This window comes from Citrobacter sp. CK188 (assembly GCF_030333525.1).
Classification (GTDB): Bacteria; Pseudomonadota; Gammaproteobacteria; order Enterobacterales; family Enterobacteriaceae; genus Citrobacter_B; species Citrobacter_B koseri.
On record NZ_JAOWFU010000038.1, the window covers coordinates 279,934 to 305,581 of the forward strand.

At 51.9% G+C, this 25,648-nt stretch carries 21 protein-coding genes and 1 tRNA gene; 8 read left to right on the plus strand and 14 right to left on the minus strand.

Annotation, left to right across the window (positions count from 1 at the left end; all coding sequences use genetic code 11):
- Positions 1 to 61: 61 nt before the first annotated feature.
- Entirely contained in the window at positions 62 to 1,306 is a 1,245-nt protein-coding gene (locus tag OGV67_RS21820; RefSeq protein ID WP_012133427.1) for a mechanosensitive ion channel family protein, read from the plus strand.
- A gap of 2 nt (positions 1,307 to 1,308) precedes the next feature.
- Here the strand turns inward: OGV67_RS21820 and OGV67_RS21825 are convergent, their stop codons facing one another.
- The 6 genes from OGV67_RS21825 to OGV67_RS21850 form a co-directional block, all read right to left on the minus strand.
- Complete coding sequence (locus OGV67_RS21825) at positions 1,309 to 2,289, minus strand: LacI family DNA-binding transcriptional regulator (protein ID WP_071259815.1); 981 nt, start codon at positions 2,287 to 2,289, stop codon at positions 1,309 to 1,311.
- 77 nt (positions 2,290 to 2,366) lie between these two features.
- Positions 2,367 to 3,518 carry a Gfo/Idh/MocA family protein gene (locus OGV67_RS21830; RefSeq protein ID WP_115614987.1) on the minus strand — a complete coding sequence of 384 codons (1,152 nt, stop codon included), beginning with the start codon at positions 3,516 to 3,518 and terminating at the stop codon, positions 2,367 to 2,369.
- A complete protein-coding gene (locus tag OGV67_RS21835; protein WP_049010298.1) occupies positions 3,515 to 4,543 on the minus strand; it encodes a sugar phosphate isomerase/epimerase family protein in 1,029 nt (342 codons plus the stop codon). Before OGV67_RS21835 ends, OGV67_RS21830 begins: the two co-directional genes overlap by 4 nt.
- A 15-nt stretch (positions 4,544 to 4,558) precedes the next feature.
- On the minus strand, positions 4,559 to 5,800 hold the full coding sequence (locus tag OGV67_RS21840; protein ID WP_049010302.1) for an MFS transporter: 1,242 nt from the start codon (positions 5,798 to 5,800) through the stop codon (positions 4,559 to 4,561).
- Between the two features lie 197 nt (positions 5,801 to 5,997).
- Positions 5,998 to 7,392: a phenylalanine transporter gene (gene pheP / locus OGV67_RS21845; RefSeq protein ID WP_115614988.1), complete on the minus strand. Its 1,395-nt coding sequence runs from the start codon at positions 7,390 to 7,392 to the stop codon at positions 5,998 to 6,000.
- Between the two features lie 125 nt (positions 7,393 to 7,517).
- Positions 7,518 to 8,603 carry a YncE family protein gene (locus OGV67_RS21850; RefSeq protein ID WP_115614989.1) on the minus strand — a complete coding sequence of 362 codons (1,086 nt, stop codon included), beginning with the start codon at positions 8,601 to 8,603 and terminating at the stop codon, positions 7,518 to 7,520.
- A 407-nt stretch (positions 8,604 to 9,010) separates the two neighbouring features.
- Between OGV67_RS21850 and OGV67_RS21855 the strand changes: the two genes are divergently transcribed.
- Complete coding sequence (locus OGV67_RS21855; protein ID WP_047458292.1) at positions 9,011 to 10,186, plus strand: coiled-coil domain-containing protein; 1,176 nt, start codon at positions 9,011 to 9,013, stop codon at positions 10,184 to 10,186.
- A 64-nt stretch (positions 10,187 to 10,250) separates the two neighbouring features.
- Here the strand turns inward: OGV67_RS21855 and OGV67_RS21860 are convergent, their stop codons facing one another.
- The 5 genes from OGV67_RS21860 to OGV67_RS21880 form a co-directional block, all read right to left on the minus strand.
- Positions 10,251 to 10,946 (minus strand): flagellar brake protein, encoded by a 696-nt coding sequence (locus OGV67_RS21860; RefSeq protein ID WP_012133436.1) that lies wholly within the window; start codon positions 10,944 to 10,946, stop codon positions 10,251 to 10,253.
- 627 nt (positions 10,947 to 11,573) lie between these two features.
- Positions 11,574 to 14,720, minus strand: coding sequence for a CusA/CzcA family heavy metal efflux RND transporter (locus tag OGV67_RS21865; RefSeq protein ID WP_012133439.1), 3,147 nt, complete (start codon positions 14,718 to 14,720; stop codon positions 11,574 to 11,576).
- Between the two features lie 11 nt (positions 14,721 to 14,731).
- Positions 14,732 to 16,003: an efflux RND transporter periplasmic adaptor subunit gene (locus OGV67_RS21870; RefSeq protein ID WP_200003499.1), complete on the minus strand. Its 1,272-nt coding sequence runs from the start codon at positions 16,001 to 16,003 to the stop codon at positions 14,732 to 14,734.
- Positions 16,004 to 16,101: 98 nt separating this feature from the next.
- A complete protein-coding gene (gene cusF / locus OGV67_RS21875; RefSeq protein WP_115615347.1) occupies positions 16,102 to 16,449 on the minus strand; it encodes a cation efflux system protein CusF in 348 nt (115 codons plus the stop codon).
- Positions 16,450 to 16,480: 31 nt separating this feature from the next.
- Complete coding sequence (locus OGV67_RS21880) at positions 16,481 to 17,863, minus strand: efflux transporter outer membrane subunit (protein ID WP_115614990.1); 1,383 nt, start codon at positions 17,861 to 17,863, stop codon at positions 16,481 to 16,483.
- A gap of 194 nt (positions 17,864 to 18,057) precedes the next feature.
- On the opposite strand from OGV67_RS21880, the gene cusR reads away from it, so the two are divergent.
- Positions 18,058 to 18,741 (plus strand): copper response regulator transcription factor CusR, encoded by a 684-nt coding sequence (gene cusR / locus OGV67_RS21885; protein WP_024130574.1) that lies wholly within the window; start codon positions 18,058 to 18,060, stop codon positions 18,739 to 18,741.
- A complete protein-coding gene (locus OGV67_RS21890; RefSeq protein ID WP_012133444.1) occupies positions 18,731 to 20,182 on the plus strand; it encodes a Cu(+)/Ag(+) sensor histidine kinase in 1,452 nt (483 codons plus the stop codon). The genes cusR and OGV67_RS21890 overlap by 11 nt, the downstream gene beginning before the upstream one ends.
- A gap of 57 nt (positions 20,183 to 20,239) precedes the next feature.
- Here OGV67_RS21890 and OGV67_RS21895 read toward each other — a convergent pair.
- Positions 20,240 to 20,316 (minus strand) — tRNA-Arg (locus tag OGV67_RS21895).
- A 257-nt stretch (positions 20,317 to 20,573) separates the two neighbouring features.
- On the opposite strand from OGV67_RS21895, the gene fimW reads away from it, so the two are divergent.
- From fimW to fimZ, 4 genes are all read left to right on the plus strand, one after another.
- Positions 20,574 to 21,167, plus strand: coding sequence for a fimbria biosynthesis transcriptional regulator FimW (fimW, locus tag OGV67_RS21900; protein ID WP_047458307.1), 594 nt, complete (start codon positions 20,574 to 20,576; stop codon positions 21,165 to 21,167).
- A gap of 178 nt (positions 21,168 to 21,345) precedes the next feature.
- Entirely contained in the window at positions 21,346 to 22,071 is a 726-nt protein-coding gene (locus OGV67_RS21905) for an EAL domain-containing protein (RefSeq protein WP_258865976.1), read from the plus strand.
- A 19-nt stretch (positions 22,072 to 22,090) separates the two neighbouring features.
- On the plus strand, positions 22,091 to 22,813 hold the full coding sequence (gene fimY / locus OGV67_RS21910) for a fimbria biosynthesis regulator FimY (RefSeq protein WP_115614992.1): 723 nt from the start codon (positions 22,091 to 22,093) through the stop codon (positions 22,811 to 22,813).
- Positions 22,814 to 23,414: 601 nt separating this feature from the next.
- Positions 23,415 to 24,047, plus strand: a complete 633-nt coding sequence (gene fimZ / locus OGV67_RS21915; protein WP_012133449.1) for a fimbria biosynthesis transcriptional regulator FimZ — start codon at positions 23,415 to 23,417, stop codon at positions 24,045 to 24,047.
- 55 nt (positions 24,048 to 24,102) lie between these two features.
- Here fimZ and sfmF read toward each other — a convergent pair whose 3' ends face one another.
- Positions 24,103 to 24,615, minus strand: a complete 513-nt coding sequence (gene sfmF, locus OGV67_RS21920) for a fimbria assembly protein (protein ID WP_012133450.1) — start codon at positions 24,613 to 24,615, stop codon at positions 24,103 to 24,105.
- Positions 24,616 to 24,630: 15 nt separating this feature from the next.
- Positions 24,631 to 25,638, minus strand: a complete 1,008-nt coding sequence (gene fimH, locus OGV67_RS21925) for a type 1 fimbria D-mannose specific adhesin FimH (RefSeq protein WP_115614993.1) — start codon at positions 25,636 to 25,638, stop codon at positions 24,631 to 24,633.
- Positions 25,639 to 25,648 lie beyond the last annotated feature (10 nt).

The window sequence follows — 25,648 nt, forward strand, 5'->3', positions numbered from 1 at the left end:
TGCAATTTGCATAATATCCGCACAGCGGTCATCATAGACCGCTGTTTATAAAGGAGACGTTATGCAGGAATTAATATCTCAGGTAGAAGAACTCGGGATCGAAATGAATCACACCACTTCGCTGGTGATGATTTTTGGCATTATTTTTCTCACTGCCATCATTGTGCATATTATTTTGCATTGGGTGGTGCTGCGAGCCTTTGAAAAGCGCGCCAGCGCCAGTTCACGCCTGTGGCTGCAAATCATTACCCAGAATAAATTATTTCACCGCCTGGCGTTTACGCTCCAGGGGATTATCGTCAATATTCAGGCTGTGCTCTGGCTACAAAAGGGGACTGAGGCGGCTGAAATATTAACCACCTGCGCACAACTGTGGATCATGATGTATGCCCTGTTGTCCGTCTTTTCGTTACTGGATGTTATTCTCAACCTGTCGCAAAAATTCCCGGCGGCGTCTCAGCTTCCGCTGAAAGGAATATTCCAGGGCATCAAACTCATCGGCGCCATTATCATCGGTATTCTGATGATCTCCCTGCTGATAGGTCAGTCTCCGGCTATTCTCATTAGCGGTCTCGGCGCGATGGCCGCCGTCTTAATGCTGGTGTTTAAAGACCCCATTCTCGGTCTGGTCGCGGGTATACAGCTTTCAGCGAACGATATGTTGAAGCTGGGCGACTGGCTGGAAATGCCGAAATACGGCGCGGACGGCGCGGTGATCGATATCGGCTTAACCACCGTGAAAGTGCGCAACTGGGATAATACCATTACCACCATCCCCACCTGGTCCCTGGTTTCGGACTCTTTCAAAAACTGGAGCGGCATGTCCGCCTCTGGCGGTCGCCGAATTAAACGCAGCATCAGTATCGACGCCACCAGCATTCATTTTCTTGATGAGGATGAGCAGCAGCGTTTATATAAAGCGCATTTGTTAAAGCCCTATTTAACCACCCGTCATCAGGAAATCCAGGAATGGAACCAACAGCAGACTGCGCCGGAATCCGTACTCAATCATCGTCGGATGACCAATATTGGCACTTTCCGCGCCTACCTGAATGAATATTTACGCCACCATCCGCGTATCCGCAAAGATATGACCATGATGGTACGCCAGCTTGCGCCGGACGATCAGGGTTTACCCATTGAGATTTACGCGTTTACCAATACCGTGGTGTGGCTGGAATATGAAAGTATTCAGGCCGATATTTTCGACCACATTTTTGCCGTGGTCGAAGAGTTTGGCTTACGGATTCACCAGTCCCCTACAGGAAACGATATTCGCGCGCTGTCCGGGGCGTTTCAGCGCTAATATCAGGTACTGGCGCGGGAAATATAGCGCCAGTCCATCATCACCCTTTCGGTTGACGCATCCGGGTGTTCAATCCGGTTCAGCAGCAGCCCGACCGCTTTACGGCCAATATCGCGGGAAGGCTGCTCGATAGTGGTCAGCTGCGGGGAGACCATCTCCGCCAGTTCCGTACCGTCAAAACCCACGACGGCGATATCCTGCGGGATGCGCAATCCGGCGTTAGCAATGGCGCGCATGGCCCCTGCCGCCAGGGTATCCGATACCGCAAAAACCGCATCCGGGCGCGTTTCTGCCGCCAGCAAAACGTCCATCGCCGCCATTCCGGCGCTGGAACTCAGTTCGCTGGCATACTCTACCGCCTGATAATCCAGAGACCAGGCATGAAGCGCCGCCTTATACCCCCGCTCCCTCAGACGCGCATATTTATAGCTTAAGTCATGGTTAATCAGCGCAATCCGCTGATACCCCTTTTCGACCAGATGGGAGATGACCGACTGTGCGGCATCAACGTCATTGATCCCCACACAGGAGACCGCGCCTTTATCGGCGTATTCCGCGCACTGCACCCACGGCGCATCGCCGATCATGGTGGTCAGCTCCGGTAATTTTGAAAACGCGTCCATAGTGATAATGCCATCGACAATTTTCCCCGAGAGCAGTTTCAGCGCCGATTTTGAACGCGCCATATCCGATCCTGAATTACACAGCAGAATGCGATACCCGTTTTTCTCAGCCTCTTCTTCAATGCCCTTCACCACTTCTGCGCAAAAAGGGTTCGCAATATTTGAAACCATCACCAGAATCATTGAGCTGCGCGCGGTGCGAAGCTGGCGCGCCAGCAGGTTGGGCTGATAGTTACTTTCCTTGATGGCTTGCAGCACGCGCTCGCGGTTTTTGGCTTTGACGGTATCACTGTTATTGAGCACGCGTGATACCGTCGCCACCGACACACCGGCGAGCTGGGCGATTTTTTGAATAGACATAACGGCGACACATCCTGCGGTTTGCGCTTTGTGTTGAGGCTACCATAAAATCGCCCTCCGGCGAACCGGGCGAAGGTTTACCGCATCACGCTCACCCACCGCTGGTGTTGATGGCTTTTCACAATGGCGTCAATGATATACATCACGTCAGCACCGTCCGCGAACGAGGCAAAACGACACACCTCCGGCGCGGGCATTTTTCCTGCCTGCACCGCAAGATAAAACTGCTGCATCATGTTTTTAAAGGCATCCGGCCAGCCCTCAATATGCCCACCGGGAAAGTGCGCGCTGCCAGCCACATCCGCGTTCATTAATCCGGGGTCGTCCGTCAGGATCTGATTCGCCTGCTGCCGGTGGCCGATCCACAACTGCTGCGGCACTTCCTGATCCCAGGCCAGCGAACAGTGACTGCCGTTAATCTCAAATGTCAGCTGGTTTTTCCGCCCGGCGCTCACCTGTGAAACGCTGAAACAGCCTTTGCTGCCGTCATCAAAACGCACCAGCACCGCGCCTCTGTCTTCCGTACTGACCGGTTTATCTACCCACTGGCGCTCCGTGAGCGGCTGAGTAAACGTCGAGCCCCCTTCCACGCTGGCCTTACGCGTTGGCCAGACCGTGGCGAGATCCGCCATCACCTCCACAATCCGCTTTCCGGTAACAAACTGCACCGTGTCGCACCAGTGTGAACCGATATCCGCCACCGCGCGTGAGCTCCCGCCAAGCGCGGGGTCTACGCGCCAGTTATAGTCGGTTTCCAGCAGCATCCAGTCCTGCAAATAACTGCCCTGCACGGAAAACTGCCGCCCAATGCTCCCGGCGCGTACCATGCTGGCGGCCTGCTGCACCATCGCAAACTGCCGGTAGACAAAACTCACGCCATGCACCACCCCCGCCTGCTCCGCCAGCGCGGCCAGTTCACGCGCTTCATCCGGCGTCATGCAGAGCGGTTTTTCGGAGAACACAGACAACCCCGCCCGCAACACCTGGCGATTGATATCAGCATGAAGATGGTTCGGCGTGCAGTTGTGTACCACCTGCAATCCCGGATGCGCCAGTAATGCCTCCACGCTGCCGTAAGCGTGCGGAACGTTTAGCGCCCGGGCTTTCTCCTGCGCCTTCTCCAGCGAACTGTCGCAAAGCGCAACCACCGATACGTTTCCCGGTCGGCGCAAGGCTTCAATATGCGCAGGGCCAATAAACCCGGTTCCGATAATGCCAACCTGAATCATTTACGTACCTCATCACCCGCAGCGAAATCATCAAACGCATGCTCCGAAACCGGAATAATATGACGGCGAATAAATTCACTGCCCTCACGCGCGCCGGTAGCGGCTTCTTTCAGGCAGCACTCCCACTCCAGTACCGCCCAGCCGGGGTAATCATATTGGGCGAACTTGCTGAACAGCGTTTTGAAATCCACCTGTCCGTCACCCGGCGAACGAAACCGCCCGGCCCGCTCAATCCAGGGTTGATACCCGCCGTATACGCCGCTACGGCTGCTGGCGCGATACTCGGCATCTTTCACATGAAACGCTTTAATGCGCGAGTGGTACACATCCACAAAGCCCAGATAATCCATCTGTTGCAACAGCAGGTGGCTGGGATCGTACAGAATATGGCAACGCGGATGATCGTCGACCAGCGCTAAAAAACGCTCGAACGTGACGCCATCGTGCAAATCCTCGCTGGGGTGAATCTCATAACACACGTCCACGCCATGCTCATCAAAGCAGTCGAGAATCGGTCGCCAGCGGCGCGCCAGTTCGCTGAACGCCTCGTCAAAACGCTGACGATTATGCGGCGGCCAGGGGTAAAAATAGGGCCAGGCGAGCGAACCGGAGAAGGTGGCATGTGCGGTCAGCCCCAGTTTTTGCGAAGCGGCGGCAGCCTGTTGCAACGTCTGCGTCGCCCATGCCTGTCGCGCCTGCGGGTTTCCGCGCACCGACGGCGGCGCAAAACCGGCAAACGCCTCATCATAGGCCGGGTGTACCGCAATCAGTTGACCTTCAAGATGGGTCGATAACTCACTGATGACCAGGCCGTGATCCGCCAGCATCCCGCGAATATCATCACAGTAGGTCTGGCTCACGGCGGCCTGTTCAACATCAAACAACGCTTTATGATTGCAGGGGATCTGCAAGGCCTTATAACCCAGCCCAGCCGCCCAACCGGCCAGCCCTTCCAGCGTATTAAACGGGGGTTGCCTGCCGATAAACTGCGCCAGAAAAATACCCGGTCCCTTAATGGTTCTCATAACCCCTCCTGAAAATTACGCCTGCTCTTTCTCGTCATACTTGAAAGCGAAAAGGAAAATCGCGGCAATCACCGCAGCGGCCACTGCCGGGAGCCACCAGAACGTCACCCAGGCCTGGGGAACCGCCTGCCCCGCCACCAGGCGGTTGTACAGCGCGCCGGAGATCTGCGAGCCGAGCAGCATACCGATGCCATAGGTAAACATGACGATCATACTTTGCGCCTGCCCTTTCACCTTTTCTCCGGCAATGCGGTCGGTATAGATAAAACCCACGACAAAGAAAAAGTCATAGCACACCCCATGAAGCAAAATACCGAGATAGAGCAGGAAGCGCCCCTCTTCGCTGATGCCGAGCGCAAAGAAGGCATAACGGACAAACCAGGCGCACATCCCGATCAGCAGCATGTATTTCACCCCCAGGCGGCGGAACAGGAAGGGGATCACCAGCATAAAGACGATTTCGGACATCTGGCCGAATGACATCGCGGTGCTGACATCGCCCACGCCAGCATCCGCCAGGAACGAGGCGGTATAGGCGTAGTAAGTCCCCAGCGGCACGGAGATTAACGTCGCGCAAAGCGAGAACACAAAGAAGTGGCGGGTCTTGAGTAATGCAAACGCATCAGCGCAAAAAAGATCGCGTATCTTCACCGGCAACCCCTTCGCTGGCGCAGGGGTGTGCGGCAGCGTCAGGCTGTAGAGCGCCAGAATCACAGAGCAGAGCGCGGCAAGCGTGAAGATCCCGGTGGTGTCGGAAATCCCCGTCACGCCGATAAAAATACCGGCCACGATCCAGCCAATCGTGCCGAACACGCGCACAACCGGGAAGGTCTTATCTTTATCTGACAGGCTATGAAAGGCGATGTTGTTGGTCAGCGCCAGCGTTGGCATGTAGCACAGCGTATAGCCAAACAGCAGCCCGATGAGCAATGCCCCGTTTTGCGCCACCAGCGCCTGCGGTACAAACCACAGAATCGCCGCCCCCGCCACATGCATCACCGCCATCACTTTTTGCGACGCAAAGAAGCGATCCACCAGCATCCCCAGTACAAACGGCGACAGGATGGAGGCGATCGGCCCGGCGGAAAACGCATCGCCAATCAGCAGCGACATGTTGTACTGGGTCATCACCAGCCCCAGCGTCACCGACCAGCTCCCCCAGATGAAGAACTGTAAGAACATCATTAACGACAGTCTCGGCACCAGCAGCCGGTACTGTACGGTCTGTTTTCCACTACTTTCGGTTGTCGACACCATTTTTTGCCTCACCTTTAAAAAGTAATCGATTACAAATAAACTCAAAATGAAAAGTAATCGATTACAAAACAAAGATCCTGCGGATCAAATAAGAATTGCGAGGAGAGTCACGATAAAGGTGAAGTGTGGCGCGGCGCGCGATGTTGCGGGTGGCGGCTGTGCAGGCCCGGTAAGCGCAACGCCACCGGGCTGCAGGATTAACGGGTTTTACGGCGCAGTAATTTAAAGGCAACGAACAGGAACAGTATCCATACCGGCAGCAATACCGCCGACATGCGCATATCGTCAATGGTACACATCAGAACCAGAATCATCGCCAGAAAAGCAATGCACAGGTAGTTCCCGGCAGGGTACAGCAACGCCCTGAACTGCGTGTCGCGACCTTTGCGCCGCATCGCTGCGCGAAAACGCAGGTGCGCCAGGCAGATCATAATCCAGTTCAGCAGCAGCGTGGCGACCACCAGCGCCATCAGTAAGCCAAAGGCTTTCTGCGGCAGCAGATAGTTGATGAGTACCACCAACGAGGTGATAGCGCCAGAGAGCACCAACGAGTTCACCGGTACGCCACGGCGACTGACGCGGGTTAAAAACTTCGGCGCATTTCCCTGAACGGAAAGACCGAACAGCATACGGCTGTTGGAATAGACGCCGCTGTTATAAACCGACAGCGAGGCCACCAGAATGACAAAGTTCAGCGCAGAAGCCACCACGTTACTGTCGAGATTATGGAAAATCATCACGAACGGGCTGCTGTTGGATTGCACTTCCACCCACGGATAAAGCGCTAACAGCACCACCAGCGAACCGATATAAAACAGCAGAATACGGTAAACCACCTGATTCACCGCTTTTGGAATGCTTTTATGCGGATCGCGTGCTTCAGCGGCGGTGATCCCAATAAGCTCAAGCCCGCCGAAAGAGAACATGATCACCGCCAGAGAGAGGATCAGCCCGTTCCAGCCGGTAGCGAAAAAGCCGTTGTAGCGCCAGAGGTTCTCGATACTGGCATGTTCTCCCCCGTTACCAGAAAAGAGCATCCACAGGCCAAAGCCGATCATGCCGATAATCGCCAGCACTTTGATTAGCGCAAACCAGAACTCCGTTTCACCGTACAGGCGCACGTTCACGAGGTTAACGGCGTTGATGATAATGAAGAATGCGGCGGCCCAGATCCAGGTTGGAACATCGGGAAGCCAGTATTGCATATAGATACCGGCGGCAGTCAGCTCCGCCATCCCAACCAGTACGAACATGACCCAGTAGTTCCAGCCGGAAAGAAAACCGGCGAAGGGGCCCCAGTATTTGTATGCAAAGTGCGCGAAAGAGCCGGAAACGGGTTCTTCAACCACCATTTCACCCAGCTGGCGCATGATGAGGAAAGCGATAATTCCGGCGACGCCGTAACCCAGCAGAACCGCCGGGCCAGCCATTTGAATGGCGGGGCCAATCCCCAGAAACAGACCTGTACCAATTGCGCCGCCCAGCGCAATCAATTGAATATGGCGGTTTTGCAACCCCCGTTGAAGCGTCGGCTCTCCGTTCGACGCAGCATCAGACAAACTGTTGCCAGATGCAGTTGACGCGTTTTTCACGCCCTACCCCTGTATCGTTTTTATTGAAGGGGCACCTTTTAACATTTCGCTATAGTTGCCGCAAGGCACAATCCTCAGGGATGCGCCAGGCATCCCTGCCTGACGCCCCGAGGCGACGCTATTTATTATTTGTTCAGATCAATACGCACCACGCTGTCTGGCGCATCAGTCGAGTGATCTTTATTGAATTTCTGTTTCACCGTGACATACAGCGTCTGACCATCGGCGGACAGCAGCAGGCTGTTTGGATTCGGCGGCAGATCCCAGGATTTCTTCACGCTGTAATCCGTCGCGTTGAGGCTGAGCAACTTCCCGGACTCACGCTGAGAAATATAAAGTTCATTGCGTTTCGGGTTGAATTTCACCGATAAGGAATCACCCACCTCCAGCTGTTTGATAAGTTTGCCCGTATGGATATCCAGCACCAGCGTGGTTTTCGCTTTGGAGTTGTCGGTAACAAACAGGCGACCGGTTTGCGTATCTTCCGCCATATTCAGTAGCAGCGCCGGTTTATCACCCAGCGGTTTCCAGCGTTTTTCTACGCGCTGCGTGCGAGGATTGATAACCAGAATTTCACCGCCGCCATTCGCGGCATAGATACGCTGCGTGCTGTCAGAGTAGTGCAGACCGGTCATCCATTTACCGGTATTTTTGATGCGGGTTTTCAACTTCAGGGTGTCGGCATCGACGACCCAGATCACCGCCGGATCGGCAACGGCGCCGATATACAGCAGGCCGTTATGCAGCAGAACCTGACGCGCGCCGTACGGGAATCCTTCCGGGTTACGTTCCGGGAAGAGCACACGGTTTTTCACTTTGCCGTCGGCGGTATTCAGCGCGCTCACGCCGCCATCCAGCGAATTGGTGACATAGACGGTTTTACCGTCCGGCGAAATCGCCATACCGAAGTTTTTCAGGTCAGTGTGGCTGGCGCCAATGGTTTTCAGCGTCTTCGGGTCCAGTTTGTAGACCACCCCGCCCTGCACATCTTTAAAACCTTCGGCGCTGGCAACGTAAAGCGCATCGCCTGACGGGCTTAACGCCATTTCATACAGTCCATCGGCTAAATCACGTTTCTGAACATCGGTCGCAACGGCTGGCGCAGTCGGCGTTGCCTGCGGCGCAACGGGGGTTGAAGAACCGGAAGTGGCCGCACAACCACTTAATGCAACGGCAATCAGCAGGGCCAACGCGGATGTTGTCTTTTTCATTTTGGAAATCCTTACCTGGGTAATGTGAACCATGTGAAAAAAGCCTGATAACGTCCTTTGCACGCGGCAGTGACGTGATGAACCATCCGTGTAGAGAGGGAAAGTCTTACGAACCGTAAGCGCATTCGCCGCCAGGCCATTAAATAATAAAGAGAATGAGAACTATACTTATTCTCTTTAGCGAAGCAAGAATAATTCACCCGAAAGACGAAATTTCAAAACGGTGGTTTGAAGTACAAGCCAGATGGACATACCTGGGCACGTCGTATAATTTTCATGAATTGTTCTGGACGAAAAGGCTTCACACACCACAGAATATGTTTTAATTTTTTTTCTATATTTTCAAACGCGTGAGTCGGATCTACTATCTGTCACTCGTTTTTGAGTCACGTCGGGCATCGGCTGTCATGAATAAAATCATTAAACGGTTAGAGATCGTCAAAAGCGCCATCGAACTTGAGGATGAGGAGATCATCCATCAGCAACTTGCGCACCTGAAAGACGCCTCTCTGGATGCGGCCATCGGCACCATTGCCCTGGCGATCGAGGAGCGACGTTTCGGCGACGCGATGCGTGAAATTGCCGCCTGGTTACAGTCCCAGCGCGCCGTCTCGACGTGGCAGGACCCCGGCATCGCCGCCAGCAAGCTGGAACTGAAGGCGCTCGAAACGCAGCTACGCGAGCTGATCGACAAACGCAATGCCCGCATCCAGATCCTCGACGACTTCAACGATTTGTATCACTTGCGCCTTGGCCCGCTCATGGGCCGTATTCTGGAGCTGCGCAAACAGCTGGCCGCCAGCGCGCAGCGTAGGCAAGAGGCCGAACTTAGACGACGTGAAAAGGACTATCAGTCCTGCCAGCAGTATATTTCTCAGGCTATCGATCAGTTAGTGAAGCTTAAACAGCACTGGGTGAGCCTTAGCTCAACCTCCCGGGAAGCGGTGGAAACCAGAAAGCGTATTCAGCAGCAGACGGAACTTATCACCTCCCTGCTGGCGGAAATTCGCGAGCTGGAGAATGATTTCTCACGTCAGGATGACAGCGCAACCCGACAGGCGCGTGAAGAGGCCGATCACGAATATGAGGAATATCAGGAGCAGCATCAGGATGCGCAGCACCGCTATGCGCGCGATCAGCGCCTCTCTGCTGATGAACGTAATGAGCTTAAACGCCTGTGGCGCCAGGCCAGCCGACTCTGCCACCCGGACGTGGTCGCCGATGAGCTGAAAGAAAAAGCGCACCAGATGATGGTTCAACTTAACCAGGCCCGGCAGAATGCCGACCTGGCCACGATCCGTTCGCTACTTACCCAGTTGCAAAGCGGTCTGGAGCCGATGCTGGCGAGCGACAGGCTGAACAATCTTGCCCATCTGCGCAGTAAGATAGAGCAACTCAGAACGCAAATTAACGCCCTGCTCAAAGAGATAAGCGAGCTGGAAACGGAGAACGCCTGGCGTCTTGCCACATCCGTAACCGACAAAGAAGCGTACTTTGCCGAGCAGGAGCGCGCATTAGCGGAAATTCGCGATACGCTGGAAGTTCAGGTAAAACATGCGGAACAAGAGATCCTCGCAGGGTAAGGCGGAGCGTCAGGGAGGCAGGGATACCGTTGCTCACAACATCATCATGACCACCCTTTACCCTTTATAGCCGTCGAACTTTATTGCCCATTAAAAAACTAATGATGATTCTTTCGATCTCTGCTTCTTCACGCGAATTTTTAAAATCAAAACGGCAGGAGACCTGATAACAGGAATACAGCTGATTCTCTGCATCAAATTCATTGACCATCACCACATCCACCACTTTTAAGTCGAGTTGCAAATAGCCGAATTGCTCAAAATCCAGAGACGCGCCTTTTATGACGGCATCTTTATAGAGAAAACGCGTATTCGCATCCTGCGCAATTAATGCGCATCCCCCCCTGGACATATTTTTAATTTTGAAAGAATAATTCTCTCCATTTTTATATCGTCCAAAGCAGTTGAAACTGTGTCCCTTCAGGAAGGAGAAGCGCTGATGCTGGCGTCGTTGTATAAGAAAGACCATCTCGGGAATGAAATACGCCAGCGCATTCTCCATGCCGTCTGACATTTCCTGATCAATTCTGGCGTTAAATTTTATAATTCCATTTTCACTGTGAAGAATAAACGTTTGGATCTTTTTGGTGACAATATCCTTATGGTGAGGGATAACAAAATGTTCAAAATCAACTTTTTCCAGCTGCGTGACCACACTAGTGTTGGCATATTTAAGCTCTAGTTTAGTCTTCTTTAGTAGCTCTTCACGGAAAACAGCGATAATTTCAAACTTGTTATCCTTCATCAATCCAAAACTCATCAGCAAGTCCTTATTTTTTATTCGAGATACATCTCATTCTCGTTTATGTGAAAAACGCAAAATCGTCCCCCATCCCTGGCTTTTGATTACCATAATGGATTCCAGATCAAATAATTCGTGAGAAATTAAGTTTTTAACTATTTTTGCCGTTTTATTGATACATAAAAACATTCATAAATGATTAAAGTTAGCGTAACTTATGTGCTACACAATACAAATTTAACTCAAAATTATAACAATTTGGAATAACATCGCTGCTCGCGCCGCGATTCTGAAATAAAAAAAGAGGGATTGCAATATAAACTAAAGGAGTAGACTGTCGGATTTTTTCATTATGCGTGGAATTTACACTGCGGCATCGTCTTTAATATTGAAGAAGATCTGGAGAACAAAAATGTAACGTCAGGAGGGAAAAAATAATAATGAACCTGAGCAGAAACACTTAAAATAAATTAACCTGTTAAGGCTTACTTTCTTTGCGGCGATAAAGACAAAATATTCACCACGAAACAGTAATAACTTGATTTTAAAAGATAAACATAATTCACCGTTCAATACGCTATGGCATCTCATCCGGCCCATGAAGCGTACTCCACGGGCCGGACGACTGGCGCAGCAGGTATAACGTTATGAGCGCTTATGTTGATGCGTGCGCAACCACATCAGTTTATACGCCGCCGGAATGATAAATAGCGACAGCAGCGGCGCGGTGATCATACCGCCAATCATCGGCGCGGCAATACGGCTCATCACTTCTGAACCCGCCCCGGTTCCCCATAAAATAGGCAACAGACCGGCGATAATCACCGCCACGGTCATGGCCTTTGGCCGCACGCGGAGAACCGCACCGTGGTACAGCGCCTCATCAAGTTTCTCTGCCGTAAAGGTTTGTGGATTATCCAGAGACGGCTCCGCTTCAATCGCATGACGCAGGTACATCAGCATGACCACGCCAAACTCTGCGGCGACGCCTGCCAGCGCGATGAATCCTGTTCCGGTGGCAACGGACAAATGAAAACCCATCCAGTACAGGAACCAGATCCCGCCGACCAGGGCGAAAGGAACGCTGGTAATGATCAGCAGCGCTTCTCCCACCCGACGAAACGCCAGATACAGCAGAACGAAAATAATCATCAGCGTCATCGGCACCATCAGCTTCAGCTTATGGCTGGCGCGTTCAAGCAGCTCAAACTGCCCGGAAAACGCCACGCTGGTTCCCGGTTTCAACTGCACCTTTTCCGCGATCGCTTTTTTCAGATCGTTAACTACCGACACCATGTCACGATCGCGCGCATCAATATAGATCCAGCTTGCAGGTCGGGCATTTTCGGTTTTCAACATCGACGGTCCTGGCGCGATCTTCACGTCCGCCACATCCGCCAGGGTAATTTGCTGCTGCATTGGCGTCAGAATCGGCAGTTGACGTAAGGTTTCCGGGCTGTCGCGATAGCGTTGCGGGTAGCGCAGGTTAATGGGATAACGCGCAATCCCCTCCACGGTTTCGCTTACCATCGCCCCACCGACTGCGGAGGTAATAAACAGTTGTACATCACCGACGGTCATCCCGTAACGGGCGGCTTTTTCACGATGAATGTCGATATTGAGGTAACGGCCTCCTTCCAGCCGTTCCGCCAGCGCCGACGCAACGCCCGGTACGGTTCTGGCAACCTCTTCGATCTGCTCCGCCGTGGCATCAATATCAGCCAGCACGGTGCCGGACACTTTAATGCCAATCGGACTTTTTATCCCGGTAGACAACATGTCGATTCGGTTACGGATTGGCGGCACCCACAGATTCGCCAGCCCCGGTAAGCGCACCGTTTTATCCAGTTCTTCGATGATTTTGTCCATCGTCATTCCCGGTCGCCACTGATCCTGCGGTTTCAGTTGGATCGTCGTTTCCACCATCTCCAGCGGCGCAGAGTCGGTGGCCGTTTCCGCCTTGCCGGTTTTGCCGAACACGCGCGCCACTTCCGGCACCGTCATGATCAGCTTATCGGTTTTTTGCAGCATATCCGCCGCCTGCGCCGCCGAAATCCCCGGTAGCGTGGAAGGCATATACAGCAGATCGCCCTCGTTAATTTGTGGTAAGAACTCCCCGCCCACTTTATTAAGCGGCCAGATGACCGTCAGGATCGAAAGTACCGCCACCAGCAGCGTGGTCTTCGGCCAGTGCAGCACTTTCAACAGCAGCGGGTGATAAATGCGGATCAAAAAGCGGTTAAGCGGATTACTGCTCTCTGCCGGGATCTTGCCGCGAATCCAGTAGCCCATCAGGATCGGGATCACCACGATCGCCAGGAAGGCCGCCCCTGCCATCGCATAGGTTTTGGTGAATGCCAGCGGGCCGAACAGGCGTCCTTCCTGCCCTTCGAGGGTAAAAATCGGGATGAACGACAGGGTAATAATCAGCAGGCTGATAAACAGCGCCGGGCCCACTTCCACCGAGGCGTTCGTGATAACTTTCCAGCGCGTTTCGTTATCCAGCGGGTCGCCGGGATGCTGGTGCGCCCACTCCTCCAGCCGCTTATGCGCGTTTTCGATCATCACAATCGCGGCATCCACCATTGCCCCTACCGCAATGGCGATCCCGCCGAGCGACATAATATTGGCGTTCAGCCCCTGAAAATGCATCACGATAAAGGCAATACAGAGGCCTAGCGGCAACGAAATGATCGCCACCAGCGCAGAGCGGACATGCCACAGGAACAGCGCGCAGACCAGCGCAACCACAATAAACTCTTCGAGCAATTTGTAGCTGAGGTTATCAATAGCGCGGTCAATCAGCTGGCTGCGATCGTAGGTTGTCACGACGTCAACGCCTTCCGGCAGGCTGCTTTTCAGCGTTTCCAGCTTCGTCTTCACGGCGGAAATAACGTCCCGGGCGTTTTTACCGGAACGCAGGATCACCACCCCGCCCGCTACTTCGCCTTCGCCGTTCAGCTCAGCAATGCCCCGGCGCATTTCCGGGCCAATCTGTACGCGGGCGACATCGCGAAGGTACACCGGAACGCCGTTCTCACCAGACTTCAGCACAATGTTGTTGAAGTCATCGAGGGTCTGCAAATAGCCGCTGGCGCGCACCATGTATTCCGCTTCTGACAGTTCGACGGAGGAGCCCCCCGCCTCCTGGTTGGACATGTCCAGAGCCGACTTCACCTGCGCAAGGCTGATGCCATACTGCGTGAGTTTCATCGGGTCGATAACGACCTGGTACTCTTTCACCACGCCGCCGACCGAGGCCACCTCCGCCACATTCGGAATGGTTTTCAGCTCATACTTTAAAAACCAGTCCTGTAAAGAGCGCAGTTCCGCCAGATCGTGTTTACCGCTGCGATCCACCAGCGCATATTCAAATATCCAGCCGACGCCGGTGGCGTCTGGCCCCATTTCCGCGCTGACGCCCGCAGGCAGTTTCCCCTGCACCTGATTGAGGTACTCCAGCACGCGGGAACGCGCCCAGTAGGGATCGGTGCCATCTTCAAAAATGACGTACACGTAAGAATCGCCAAACTGCGAGAAACCGCGCACCGTCTTCGCGCCTGGCACCGACAGCATGGTGGTCGTCAATGGATAGGTCACCTGATTTTCAACAATCTGCGGCGCCTGTCCCGGATAGCTGGTTTTCACAATTACCTGCACGTCAGACAGGTCAGGCAGCGCATCAACCGGCGTGTTAATGATGGTCCAGGTTCCCCAGATGCTGAGGAACAACGCCCCCATCACAACCAGAAAACGGTTCGCTACGGAGCGGCGGATAATCCATTCAATCATTTGTCATTCCCTCAATGTGAATGGGCCGCATGATCGGGCGCAGCAGATTGCGCCCGCATACGATCCAGCGCGCCGGAGATATTGGCTTCGGAGTCAATCAGGAACAGTCCGCTGGAGACCACTTTTTCACCTTCGGCAAGCCCGGCGCGAATCGCCGTCACGCCTTGTGATTCATGGAACACCGAGACCTGTTTCGGCACAAAGCGACCGTCATTGTCAACGGCGATCACCCGCTGTTCCGTTCCATTATCAATCAATGCCTTAGACGGGATTAGCAGCATCGGTTCGCTTTGCGTTTTCAGCTTCAGGTACGCATTCATTCCAGGCTTGAGCGCTTCATCCGGGTTATCAACCTGTAAGCGCAACTGGAGGGTACGGGTGGTGGCGTCCACGCTTGGCAGAATCGCCCATTTACTGATGGTGAAGCGTTTATCCGGCCACGCGGGCACGGTAATATCGAACTGCGAGGCATCTTTAATCAGCCATGCGATGGATTCAGGAACGGCCGCGCTGATCCACACCGGGTCCATCCCCTGGATTTTCGCCACCACGTTATCTTTGGCGATATTCATCCCGGCGCGCAGATCGAACGCGGTGATCACCCCATCAATAGGCGCTTTCAGGGTAAAACGGGTTTGAATTTTACGGGTCGAGACTAAGCGGCGGATATCCTCTTCCGGCATCCCGGCCAGACGCAGTCGTTCAAGAATGCCTTCCACCTGCGTTGCCGTACCGCCCGTTTCCCGCAGCAGTAAATATTCACTCTGGGCTTCAACCCAGTCAGGAATGGTCAGGTCGATCAGCGGCGTTCCTTTCTTAATTTTATCCCCCACCGTCAGCGGCCAGACTTTATCGATAAAGCCAGCGGAACGCGCCTGCACAATCACAAACTGGTATTCATTGAAACTGACGTTAGCCGGAAAAGTTTGCGCGTAGCGCAGCGGCCCACGGCGGACAGCCTCCGTCTTTAACCCTAAATTCTGCGTCTGTACCGGATCGATACGCACGCCTGGCGCAGAGGTCGTGTCTGACTCTTCGTCAGCGTATTTCGCCACCAGATCCATATCCATAAACGGCGATTTACCGGGCTTATCAAAGCGCGTATTCGGATACATGGGGTCATACCAGAACAGAACCTTACGGGCCTCTTTTTCGGAGGCTGGCGCAGTATCGACAGGCTGATGCGCAGATGCAAAATAAGCGTAAACGCCGACCGAGATAATCCCTCCGACGATCATACTGCCGAGAATAAGCGCGGTAGTTTTTATTTTTAAAGACGCCATAGTGACTTCCATTCGATCCATTTTCTGGATCAGTTACGCGGGAGATATGCCCGCGCTTCTGTAAACCCGGGCAAGAACAAAGAGACAGCGAATACGCTTTACTGGCTGACCTGAATATCGCGTAATAAAGAGAGATTGCCCTGCTGAACAAAAGTAAACGCCACTTTGTCGCCGGGTTTAATTTCACCGGAACGGGTTTCCGGGGTCAGGGTAAAGCGCATCGTCATCGCAGGCCAGTTGACCGCCGGAATAGGTTCATGATCGATAGTCACTTTTTTCGTGTCTTTGTCGATGGCTTTAACCACGCCGGTTGAATGAATCACCTGCTCCTGCTGCGCCGCTGATGCGTTATTCATCATCTCGCCGTGGTGGTGTTCATTCGCCTGAACGTTAAATACCACGGCGGAGAACAGACCCAAAATCGCCGCTTTTACTGTATTGTTCATCATGCTTTCTCCTGAAAATAACGATAAATTTTTATTCCACCCAACCGCCGCCCAGCGCGGTGAACAGCGTAATTTCATTAGCCTGTCGGGCGTAATTCAGATCGAGTAACGTTTGCTGGGTTGAAAACAGAGAGCGCTCCGCATCCAGCACTTCGATATAGCTGACCGCGCCATGCTGATAAAGCGCTCTGGCGCGTTGCAGCGTAATACGCAGCGAGCTCAGATAACGCTGTTGCGCGGTTATCTGGTCGTCCAGGCTTTGGCGCAAAGCCAGCGCATCTGCCACCTCTTTAAACGCGGTCTGGATCTTCTGTTCATAATTCACAACCGATTGCTGCTGGCGAATTTCCGCCAGATCGAGGTTGGCCTGATTACGTCCGGCGTTAAAAATCGGCAGTTCCACTTTCGGGATAAAATTCCACATCCCGCTCGCAGCATTAAATAAACGGGAGAGATCGCTGCTGCTGCCGGACACCCCGCTGGTCAGGGTAATGGAGGGAAAAAAGGCCGCGCGCGCCGCGCCAATATTGGCATTCGCCGCCATCAACGTATGTTCAGCTTCCATAATATCCGGGCGCTGCAACAAGATTTGCGAGGAAAGCGACGGCGGGAGCGTCACGTTTTTAATATCTCCGCTATCGCGCGCTCTGTCATCCGGCAGCACAGAATAAGTGCCCAACAGCAATTGCAGCGCATTATTAGCCTGCGCCAGCTCGCCCTGTCGTTTCGCAATATCGCTGCGGGTGCTTTCAATCACGCCCCGCGCCTGTTCCAGCGCCAGAACGGTCGTGCTGCCGGTCAGCAACTGCTTTTCTACAAATGCGTAAGAGCGTGTATAGTTTTCCAGCGTTTCTTGTGCGATTTGCAACTGCGCGTACGCCAGCCGTTGATTAAAATAACTTTGCGCCACGTTTGAGATTAATAAGATATGCACTGCCCGGCGCGCTTCTTCGCTGGCAAAATAGTTCTGTCGGTCAGCCTCACTCATGTTTTTCAGCCGACCAAAAAAGTCCAGATCAAAACTCAGATTCAGCCCGGCTTCATATTCGCGGGTACTGCTGCTGTCACCCTTTAATTTTCCTTCCCAGCTTCCGCTGGCATCGGAATTAAGCTGCGGATAACGATCGGCATCCGTCACCCGGTATTGCGCTCTGGCTTCCTGCACTTTCAGCGTCGCCATGCGCAAGTCACGGTTATTGCGTAACGCCTCGCCGATCAGCGACTTTACTTGCTCATCAACAAAAAAGGTTCGCCAGCCGGTCTCCTGATATCCCGCAGGCGCAGAAACCAGCGCATTCTGGCTCAGGGAGAATTGTTGCGGCACCGGCAACGCGGGCCGCTGATAGTCCGGCGCCAGCGAACAGCCCGTCAGAACAAGCATCACGCTGAGGGTAAGAAGCTTAAATTTGCGCATAGCGTTTCTCGTCCCAACGGGACTGATAACCATATAGTGAATGTGAATTTATGCCCTGTACCTTAACGAAGTGACTCTGTTCGGCCCGTGACAGGAAAATGACAAAGTTGTCATTTTCCCAATAACCGATTGCTATCCGATCCTGCTCCTCTAGAATTGAAAACCCGCCCAACCTTTGCGTGAAGGAAGACGTGATGAAGATTCTGATAGTCGAAGACGAGAAAAAAACCGGTGAATACCTGACCAAAGGTCTGACGGAAGCGGGCTTCGTGGTGGACCTGGCGGATAACGGGCTTAACGGGTATCACCTGGCGATGACGGGAGATTACGATCTGCTGATCCTCGACATCATGCTGCCGGATGTGAATGGCTGGGATATTGTCCGTATGCTGCGCACCGCCAACAAAGGCATGCCAATCCTTCTTCTTACCGCGCTGGGCACCATTGAACACCGGGTAAAAGGTCTGGAGCTGGGGGCTGACGACTATCTGGTTAAACCGTTCGCTTTCGCTGAATTACTGGCTCGCGTCAGAACGCTGCTTCGTCGCGGCGCGGCGGTGATGGTCGAAAGTCAGTTTCAGGTCGCGGATTTGACGCTCGATCTGGTCAGCAGAAAAGTGACCCGCAACGGCATGCGCATCACGCTCACCAGTAAAGAGTTTACGCTACTGGAGTTTTTCGTTCGCCACCAGGGTGAAGTCTTGCCCCGCTCGCTGATCGCTTCCCAGGTCTGGGATATGAACTTTGACAGCGATACCAACGCGATTGACGTTGCCGTTAAACGTCTGCGCGCGAAAATCGATAACGAGTTCGAACCGAAACTCATCCAGACCGTGCGCGGCGTGGGCTATGTGCTTGAGGTACCGGATGGTGACTAAACGCTTTCAGCGCCCTTTCTCGCTGGCGACGCGCCTGACATTTTTCATCAGCCTCGCCACCATTGCCTCTTTTTTCGCGTTTGCCTGGATCATGATTCACTCCGTAAAAGTGCATTTTGCCGAGCAGGATATCAATGACCTGAAAGAGATCAGCGCGACGCTGGAGCGAATCCTCACGCATCCCGACGAACCGGAAGCGCGTCGGCTGGAAATCCTAAAAAACGTTGCCGCCGGTTACTCGAACGTCATCATTTCGCTGGAAGATGCCAACCAGCGGGCGATTTTTCACTCTCCCGGTTCGCCTGACCTTCGCCAGTTCATCGCCAAAGCCACGCCGGATAGCAGCGCGCGTAACGGCGATGTCTTTTTGTTGTCCAGCCCGGACTTACAAAGCAAGAGGCACGCTAACGGGCACGGTACTCATTCCGCATGGCGCATGATTCGCCTGCCGGTCGGGCAACTCGCGGACGGGCAACCGGCCTACACGCTCTATATGGCGTTGTCGATCGACTTCCATCTGCACTATATTAACGATCTGAAAAATAAGCTGATTATGACGGCCTCGTTGATTAGCATGATGATCATTTTTATTGTGCTGTTCGCCGTCTACAAAGGCCATGAACCGATTCGCAGCGTCAGCCGCCGGATTCAAAATATTACGTCGAAAGACCTCGATGTGCGTCTTGACCCGCAGGCCGTTCCGATTGAACTGGAGCGGCTGGTGCTCTCGTTTAACCATATGCTTGAACGCATTGAGGATGTTTTTACCCGCCAGTCGAATTTCTCTGCGGATATCGCCCATGAAATTCGCACCCCGATTACGAATCTGGTGACGCAAACAGAGATTGCGCTAAGCCAGACCCGCAGCCAGAAAGAGCTGGAAGACGTACTCTACTCCAACCTCGAAGAGTTTGGCCGTATGTCGAAGATGGTAAGCGACATGCTGTTTCTGGCTCAGGCCGACAATAACCAGCTCATCCCGGAGAAAAAGGCGCTCGACCTGGCGGATGAAGTCCACAAAGTGTTCGACTTTTTTGAAGCCTGGGCGGAAGAACGCGAAGTGCGTTTGCATTTTGAAGGACGCGCATGTTGGGTATCCGGCGATCCCATCATGTTACGCAGAGCGCTCAGCAACTTGCTGTCTAACGCCATGCGCTACACCCCGAAAGGCGAAGCCGTCACCGTGCGGCTCAAAGAAATGGACAGACAGGCACAGATTACCGTTGAAAACCCCGGCGCCCCCATTGCGCCAGAACATTTACCGCGCCTGTTTGACCGCTTCTACCGGGTTGACCCTTCCCGACAGCGTAAGGGCGAAGGCAGCGGAATTGGGCTGGCGATTGTGAAATCAATCGTCATCGCCCATCAGGGAACCGTGTCCGTAACGTCCGATCTGCGCGCAACGCGCTTTATTCTGACATTGCCGAAACATGGCGATTGAAATGCAGTGATAACGGCGCTGCGAAATGGAGTCTGACAGAAAGGCGAGAATAAAGACTGGCGCGCCCTACAGGATTCGAACCTGTGACCCACGGCTTAGAAGGCCGTTGCTCTATCCAACTGAGCTAAGGGCGCACTGTGTGAAGCGATGGCTTCATGCGGATGAAACGCGTGAATTATACGGTGAGCGCCTGCTGAGTCAATGGCTTTTGTTCTGGTTGCTGAGGAAGTGTACGAATATCTTTTTTTCTGGCGCTACGCAACTATCCAGGAAATCACCTGGTAAGAACTCGGCCTGCATAAAGTGGCATTTTAAGGATAAATGTATTTAGAAAATTAATGCGTTTACTTACTATTTCCTCCCCACTTCCCAGCTGTTCAGGATATTTTTTATGCTGAGTGTCGCCATAAAAGAACAAAATAGCCATTTCGAACACGGTCTTAAAATCATCATGACTCGTCTGACTCATCAGTGGCATCAGAAAATTCAATTTCTACCTGCTGATGATATAGACAAAGCGGATATCGCATTTTTATCGCTGGATGAAGACTGGTTTAGTGCCGGATGTTATCAGATACCGGTACATACCCGGCACCAGCAGAGAGTCATTATTTGTAATGAATACGATAAAGACAAACTTATGTTCAGACCGTGTCTCTATATGCTGCCGCATATTTACCGGGAGGACGATGTTGATGAGATAACCAAAAAGATGGTGCTTATCCTGCATAAACGGGCACTTCGCCGCAGCGTTCCCCCTTCTGTTTGCCATTACTGTACGACTCGCCATTTCTCCATTCTGGAACGCCAGTTTTTAAAGATGGTCGCCCGCGGGCACCGGTTAAGCGAAATTGCCGTACTCCTTTCGCTGAGCGAAGAACAAACCAAATCAATTCGCCGCAGCATCATGAAGAAACTGCACGTAAAAAATGAACAGCAGTTCTTAAATTACATCAGAGTTAACCTGGGTTTTCTGCAAGAATAGACATATTCTCAATTTTCCATCCATCATGTTGAGAAATATCTCACAGATGATTAAGTAACGTCATCTACAGCGATTTTTCGCATACTGCCACAATGACACTTATCATATTTCCTGATTGCACAACCGTCAGGAACCGAAAATATTCGGCGGCATTTTTTATGCCTACAGGAGTGTTTTTGTGGCAACTCGCCCGGTATTACAGGGAAATATTCTTGACTCTGCAACATTGCGCACTCAAAAGGAAGGTCCTTTTTGTTGGGAATATCCTTTAAAGCTTGAACCGATAGTCCATTTATCTTCTGCCCGCACCTTTGGCTATGAAGTTCTGACTCAGGTTCCTTTTCATGTCAATACTGAGCATTTTTTTCACCACCTCTCGCCAGAAAAAATAGTGGCGAATTTTTATCAGCAAGTCGCCACTATTACGCATTATCCCAAAGGCGTACATTATTTTCTTAATTTACCGCTGAAGGTATTTTTACACCTGGATTTTTTTAATTCAGGAGTAACCCCCTGCCCGCCCAATCTGATCCTTGAAATCCAGGACCCAGAAACGCTTTTTTCACTTAATAGCCGCCAGCGTTCCCAACTCTATGAAAAAATAAAACAGGTTGAGTCTATCGGAATTCCCGTCTGGCTGGATGATGTCGATGAAAATTTGATCAAAGAAGTGGCTGCCGCCCGCTGGCGTTTTAGTGGTCTGAAACTGGATAAAAATGCGTTCTGGGATCTAATTCTGCATCCTCAGAAACTGCGCCAGGTGATTTTTATGGGGTATAACATTGCAGATGTCATACTCATTGAAGGTATTGAAAATCATGCGCAAAAAGAAATTGCTTTTCATTCTGGCGCCCAATTAGGCCAGGGATACTTATGGCCCGCGCTTTTGCAAAACAAAGAGTAGAAAAACGGAAAGGGAAAGGATGCGCAGCGCACTTCGCAAAGAAAGACATCGCCGTTTAAGAAATACCGATTGCACTCATCACTACCATCACCTTGAACCACAGGTATTTGATCGTCTGGAATATCTGACCCAACGTCTCAATTATGCCCTACCGGACAATACAATCTCTCAGGTTATTATCACGACGGATAACTATCTCGGATATACACTGAATCGCTATTTATTTTCTGGAAAACGCACGGCGGTGTTCAGCTCTCTGGAATCACCCTCACGCAGGCTGGAAGAGACGGGCATCAGACAATTGATTGTTGATATGGCTGGACTGGCGGTCTCCTGCTACGAAACGCTTGAGCGATTACGCCTTCTTATCCGAGAGCGAAGCGATATCCAGGTTTACTTACTGGTGCCGGATAAGGATGTTAGTCTGACGCGTTTTATGCAAAAAGCCGGTAAGTTTTATATTCTGCAACGTCGCCAGAATCTCTCATCATTACGTAACGCCTTATTATCTCCCCCCACCGTTAAAAATACTGATGGCACCTTTAGCCATACTGACTGGAAGATCATTTCCGCGTTATCTCAGGGTATGTCTTTAAAGGAAATCGCGCTTTTACTCAATACGCCTTATCACCGGGTGATCTACCGACTCAATCAACTTATTACTCAGTTGGATCTGCCGCATCGACACAGTTTGCTGTATCTGATACATCGCCTTAGCGTCACTTCTCTTCACTTAATTTAACACGCTAACCTCTTAAGCTATAAGATTTTTTAAGAAATTACTTATTTTAACGCCTGACTAAATGTAAATTTTTTACATAAAATTAATATTTACAACTATTCCTGGTATCATAGGAAAATCCCTCTTTCTCTATAATCCTTCAATTGACGGGCTCTCACGGCCTCATCGTTGAAAATTTGCCCAAAAATCACATAACAGAAACTAAACAATTGGTTTTTTGTGTTGTTTTTATATTTAAAAAAAATACTTTTAGCCACGTAACATTGATTCAACAGAGAATAAAACCAAACGCTATTAAACAGTCTAAAACATGCAGAACATCCTAACAGCCAGCACCGATTTGTGTACCGTAAGCCTTTTCCGAAAAAATAGACCAGGTATAATCTCCCTATTCTTAGTTAATCAGAATTTTCTTTTTTGTTGGTGCGAAATGGATATTCCCCACGCTTATTGCTCTTACGCAAAATAGTCAGTTAACAAGGATGGTATTACCTTCACCACTTCCCAGGTTCGTGAGGTATATTCTGGCTATTTGATAATTAATAGTGTCTGACGCTTATCCGCAAACGGAAGACGCGCAAACAGTCTGAGGCATACAACAATGAAACCTGCATCCGTTATCATTATGGACGAACACCCTATTGTCAGAATGTCGATAGAAGTGCTTCTCGAAAAGAATAGTAATATCCAGGTTGTCCTGAAAACCGATGACAATCGTACCGCGGTAGATTATCTGCGCACATATCCTGTGGATCTGGTCATCCTGGATATAGAGCTGCCGGGTACAGATGGATTTACACTGCTTAAACGAATCAAATCAATACAAGAAAATACCAAAATTCTTTTCTTGTCGTCTAAATCTGAATCTTTTTATGCCGGGAGAGCTATCCGGGCAGGCGCAAACGGATTTGTCAGTAAAAGAAAGGATCTCAATGATATTTATAACGCAGTGAAAATGATCTTATCAGGATATTCTTTTTTTCCTTCAGAGACGCTAAATTTTATCAGTAATACCAGTTCACGAAAAGGTGAGCACAATGATATGCCGCTCTCAAACAGGGAGGTTACGGTACTGCGCTATCTCGCCAACGGTTTATCGAATAAAGAAATCGCAGAGCAGCTCTTGCTGAGTAACAAAACCATCAGTGCGCATAAAGCGAACATCTTTTCGAAACTCGGCCTGCATACCATTGTTGAGCTTATTGATTACGCGAAGGTACACGACTTGCTGTGATCGTGGCTGACTCCCGACGAGAGATCGTTCGGGAGTACGTTATTGGGCTCGGGCTTCAGTTGTAATTGATCATAAAAGTCGCATCCGCCTTTGCGACTCCCGGCTGAACGCCATCGGCCAACGCAATGTAATTCGCATAAAACGTCAGCGTAGCATTACCGTTTTCATCAACGCTTACCGACTGGCTGGCTTGCTCAAGCGGTAATCTGCTGCGATCGCTGTCGCGGATCTCAATGGCCACTTTTTGCGCCATGACCGCATCATCCAGCGCCAGCAGCGACGTCCCCGCCGCTGGCGTTCCTGAAAAGGTCATCGACGCCGCGCCCGGCGGGCAGCCCTCAAGTTTGATGCTGAAAGGCACGGGCTGGGTGGTATCGCCGCTGGTTTTCAACTGCTTCGTGGGCCAGGTGCCCAGCTCGACCGTTTTGTTACTGTCACCGGTCACTGCGGTGCAGGTGAAGTCCACAACATTACCGCGCAGTTCAATATTAATCTCGCCCAGAGCGGTGTCAGCCCGGCAAAGCGGGCTCAGCAACACGCTGCAAAAAATAGCCAGCAAAAGTCTCATGGCTGTGCGTTCCCCTTAGTCGTAATCCACACGCAGATACCCACGAGCGGTAAAAGGCCCTTCCGTCGGTTTACTCCCCGTGATGCTTACCGGCCATGCGCGGATCCCCACGCTGGCGGCGGCGCTGTCATCCAGACGGAATGGAATTTTGCTGGCCAGATTGTTAGGCGTCAGCGGCACGCCGCCGCTGTCGGAAACGATAAAGCCTAAGTCGGGATTATCAGAGACCATCGCCTGCCCGGAGATTTTCTCCGCCTCCAGACGCATCGACAAATAGGCCTGCGCCGCGACGTTCGTACATTTTATGGCGACCGTTTTTGTCTGCGGCGTCACCCCTTCCGGGCGATTCCCCGCCCCGGCTTTGCTGAACAGCGCGGCGCCGATATCGCCAAAATCAAATTCCACAACCTGCCCGGCATTCACTTCACAGCTTTGCGGAACCTCGACTTTACCGCTGTAGCTGATGGTATAAACCGGCATGCTCAGAGCATCGCCGGTGCTGGTGGTGACATACACCGAGAACATGGTCTGGCGGGGAATCGGCACCATGTTGATAAAAGGCCGTATCACTTTGAGTTTAAAGATCAGCTTAGAGTCCATCACGCCGAAGGGCTTTTGTTTCGGTACATTGGGGTGCGTCCCCATGCGAATATAATTACGGGGCGGATAAAATAATCCGGCATAGCTGTCGGTGATGCTCATCGCCCCCAGCAGGTAGTCATTGAGCTTGAGATACTGGAATCCCCCTTCCGTACTTTGCACGGGAAGTTCAGTCACATAGCTTCGAAAGGTATAATCCACATTCGTACCAGCAGGACACGTCGCCTGTACGCCAACCCAGCCCGATTTCTCCGGCAGCGTCACCACCTGTCCTACCTGATTATTGCTGCTGGTAAAAACATTCGACAGATCGTAAAACACATCGGTCGGCGTACCGTTCGAGTTATGGCAGACCGTCGCCCATGCCGGATTCGCCAGCAATAATGCGATGGCGCCCGGCAACAACCCTGATTTCATTTTCATCTTTTCTTAC

Excerpts from the sequence above, each read along its gene's own strand:
- fimZ (WP_012133449.1), top strand. The coding sequence starts at position 23,415 with ATGAAACCTGCATCCGTTATCATTATGGACGAACACCCTATTGTCAGA.
- OGV67_RS21860 (WP_012133436.1), bottom strand. The coding sequence starts at position 10,946 with ATGAGTTTTGGATTGATGAAGGATAACAAGTTTGAAATTATCGCTGTT.
- fimH (WP_115614993.1), bottom strand. The coding sequence starts at position 25,638 with ATGAAAATGAAATCAGGGTTGTTGCCGGGCGCCATCGCATTATTGCTG.
- OGV67_RS21835 (WP_049010298.1), bottom strand. The coding sequence starts at position 4,543 with ATGAGAACCATTAAGGGACCGGGTATTTTTCTGGCGCAGTTTATCGGC.
- OGV67_RS21840 (WP_049010302.1), bottom strand. The coding sequence starts at position 5,800 with ATGGTGTCGACAACCGAAAGTAGTGGAAAACAGACCGTACAGTACCGG.
- OGV67_RS21825 (WP_071259815.1), bottom strand. The coding sequence starts at position 2,289 with ATGTCTATTCAAAAAATCGCCCAGCTCGCCGGTGTGTCGGTGGCGACG.
- cusF (WP_115615347.1), bottom strand. The coding sequence starts at position 16,449 with ATGAACAATACAGTAAAAGCGGCGATTTTGGGTCTGTTCTCCGCCGTG.
- OGV67_RS21850 (WP_115614989.1), bottom strand. The coding sequence starts at position 8,603 with ATGAAAAAGACAACATCCGCGTTGGCCCTGCTGATTGCCGTTGCATTA.
- cusR (WP_024130574.1), top strand. The coding sequence starts at position 18,058 with ATGAAGATTCTGATAGTCGAAGACGAGAAAAAAACCGGTGAATACCTG.
- OGV67_RS21870 (WP_200003499.1), bottom strand. The coding sequence starts at position 16,003 with ATGGCGTCTTTAAAAATAAAAACTACCGCGCTTATTCTCGGCAGTATG.
- OGV67_RS21855 (WP_047458292.1), top strand. The coding sequence starts at position 9,011 with ATGAATAAAATCATTAAACGGTTAGAGATCGTCAAAAGCGCCATCGAA.
- sfmF (WP_012133450.1), bottom strand. The coding sequence starts at position 24,615 with ATGAGACTTTTGCTGGCTATTTTTTGCAGCGTGTTGCTGAGCCCGCTT.
- fimY (WP_115614992.1), top strand. The coding sequence starts at position 22,091 with ATGCGCAGCGCACTTCGCAAAGAAAGACATCGCCGTTTAAGAAATACC.
- OGV67_RS21830 (WP_115614987.1), bottom strand. The coding sequence starts at position 3,518 with ATGATTCAGGTTGGCATTATCGGAACCGGGTTTATTGGCCCTGCGCAT.
- OGV67_RS21820 (WP_012133427.1), top strand. The coding sequence starts at position 62 with ATGCAGGAATTAATATCTCAGGTAGAAGAACTCGGGATCGAAATGAAT.
- OGV67_RS21880 (WP_115614990.1), bottom strand. The coding sequence starts at position 17,863 with ATGCGCAAATTTAAGCTTCTTACCCTCAGCGTGATGCTTGTTCTGACG.
- OGV67_RS21890 (WP_012133444.1), top strand. The coding sequence starts at position 18,731 with ATGGTGACTAAACGCTTTCAGCGCCCTTTCTCGCTGGCGACGCGCCTG.
- fimW (WP_047458307.1), top strand. The coding sequence starts at position 20,574 with ATGCTGAGTGTCGCCATAAAAGAACAAAATAGCCATTTCGAACACGGT.
- OGV67_RS21865 (WP_012133439.1), bottom strand. The coding sequence starts at position 14,720 with ATGATTGAATGGATTATCCGCCGCTCCGTAGCGAACCGTTTTCTGGTT.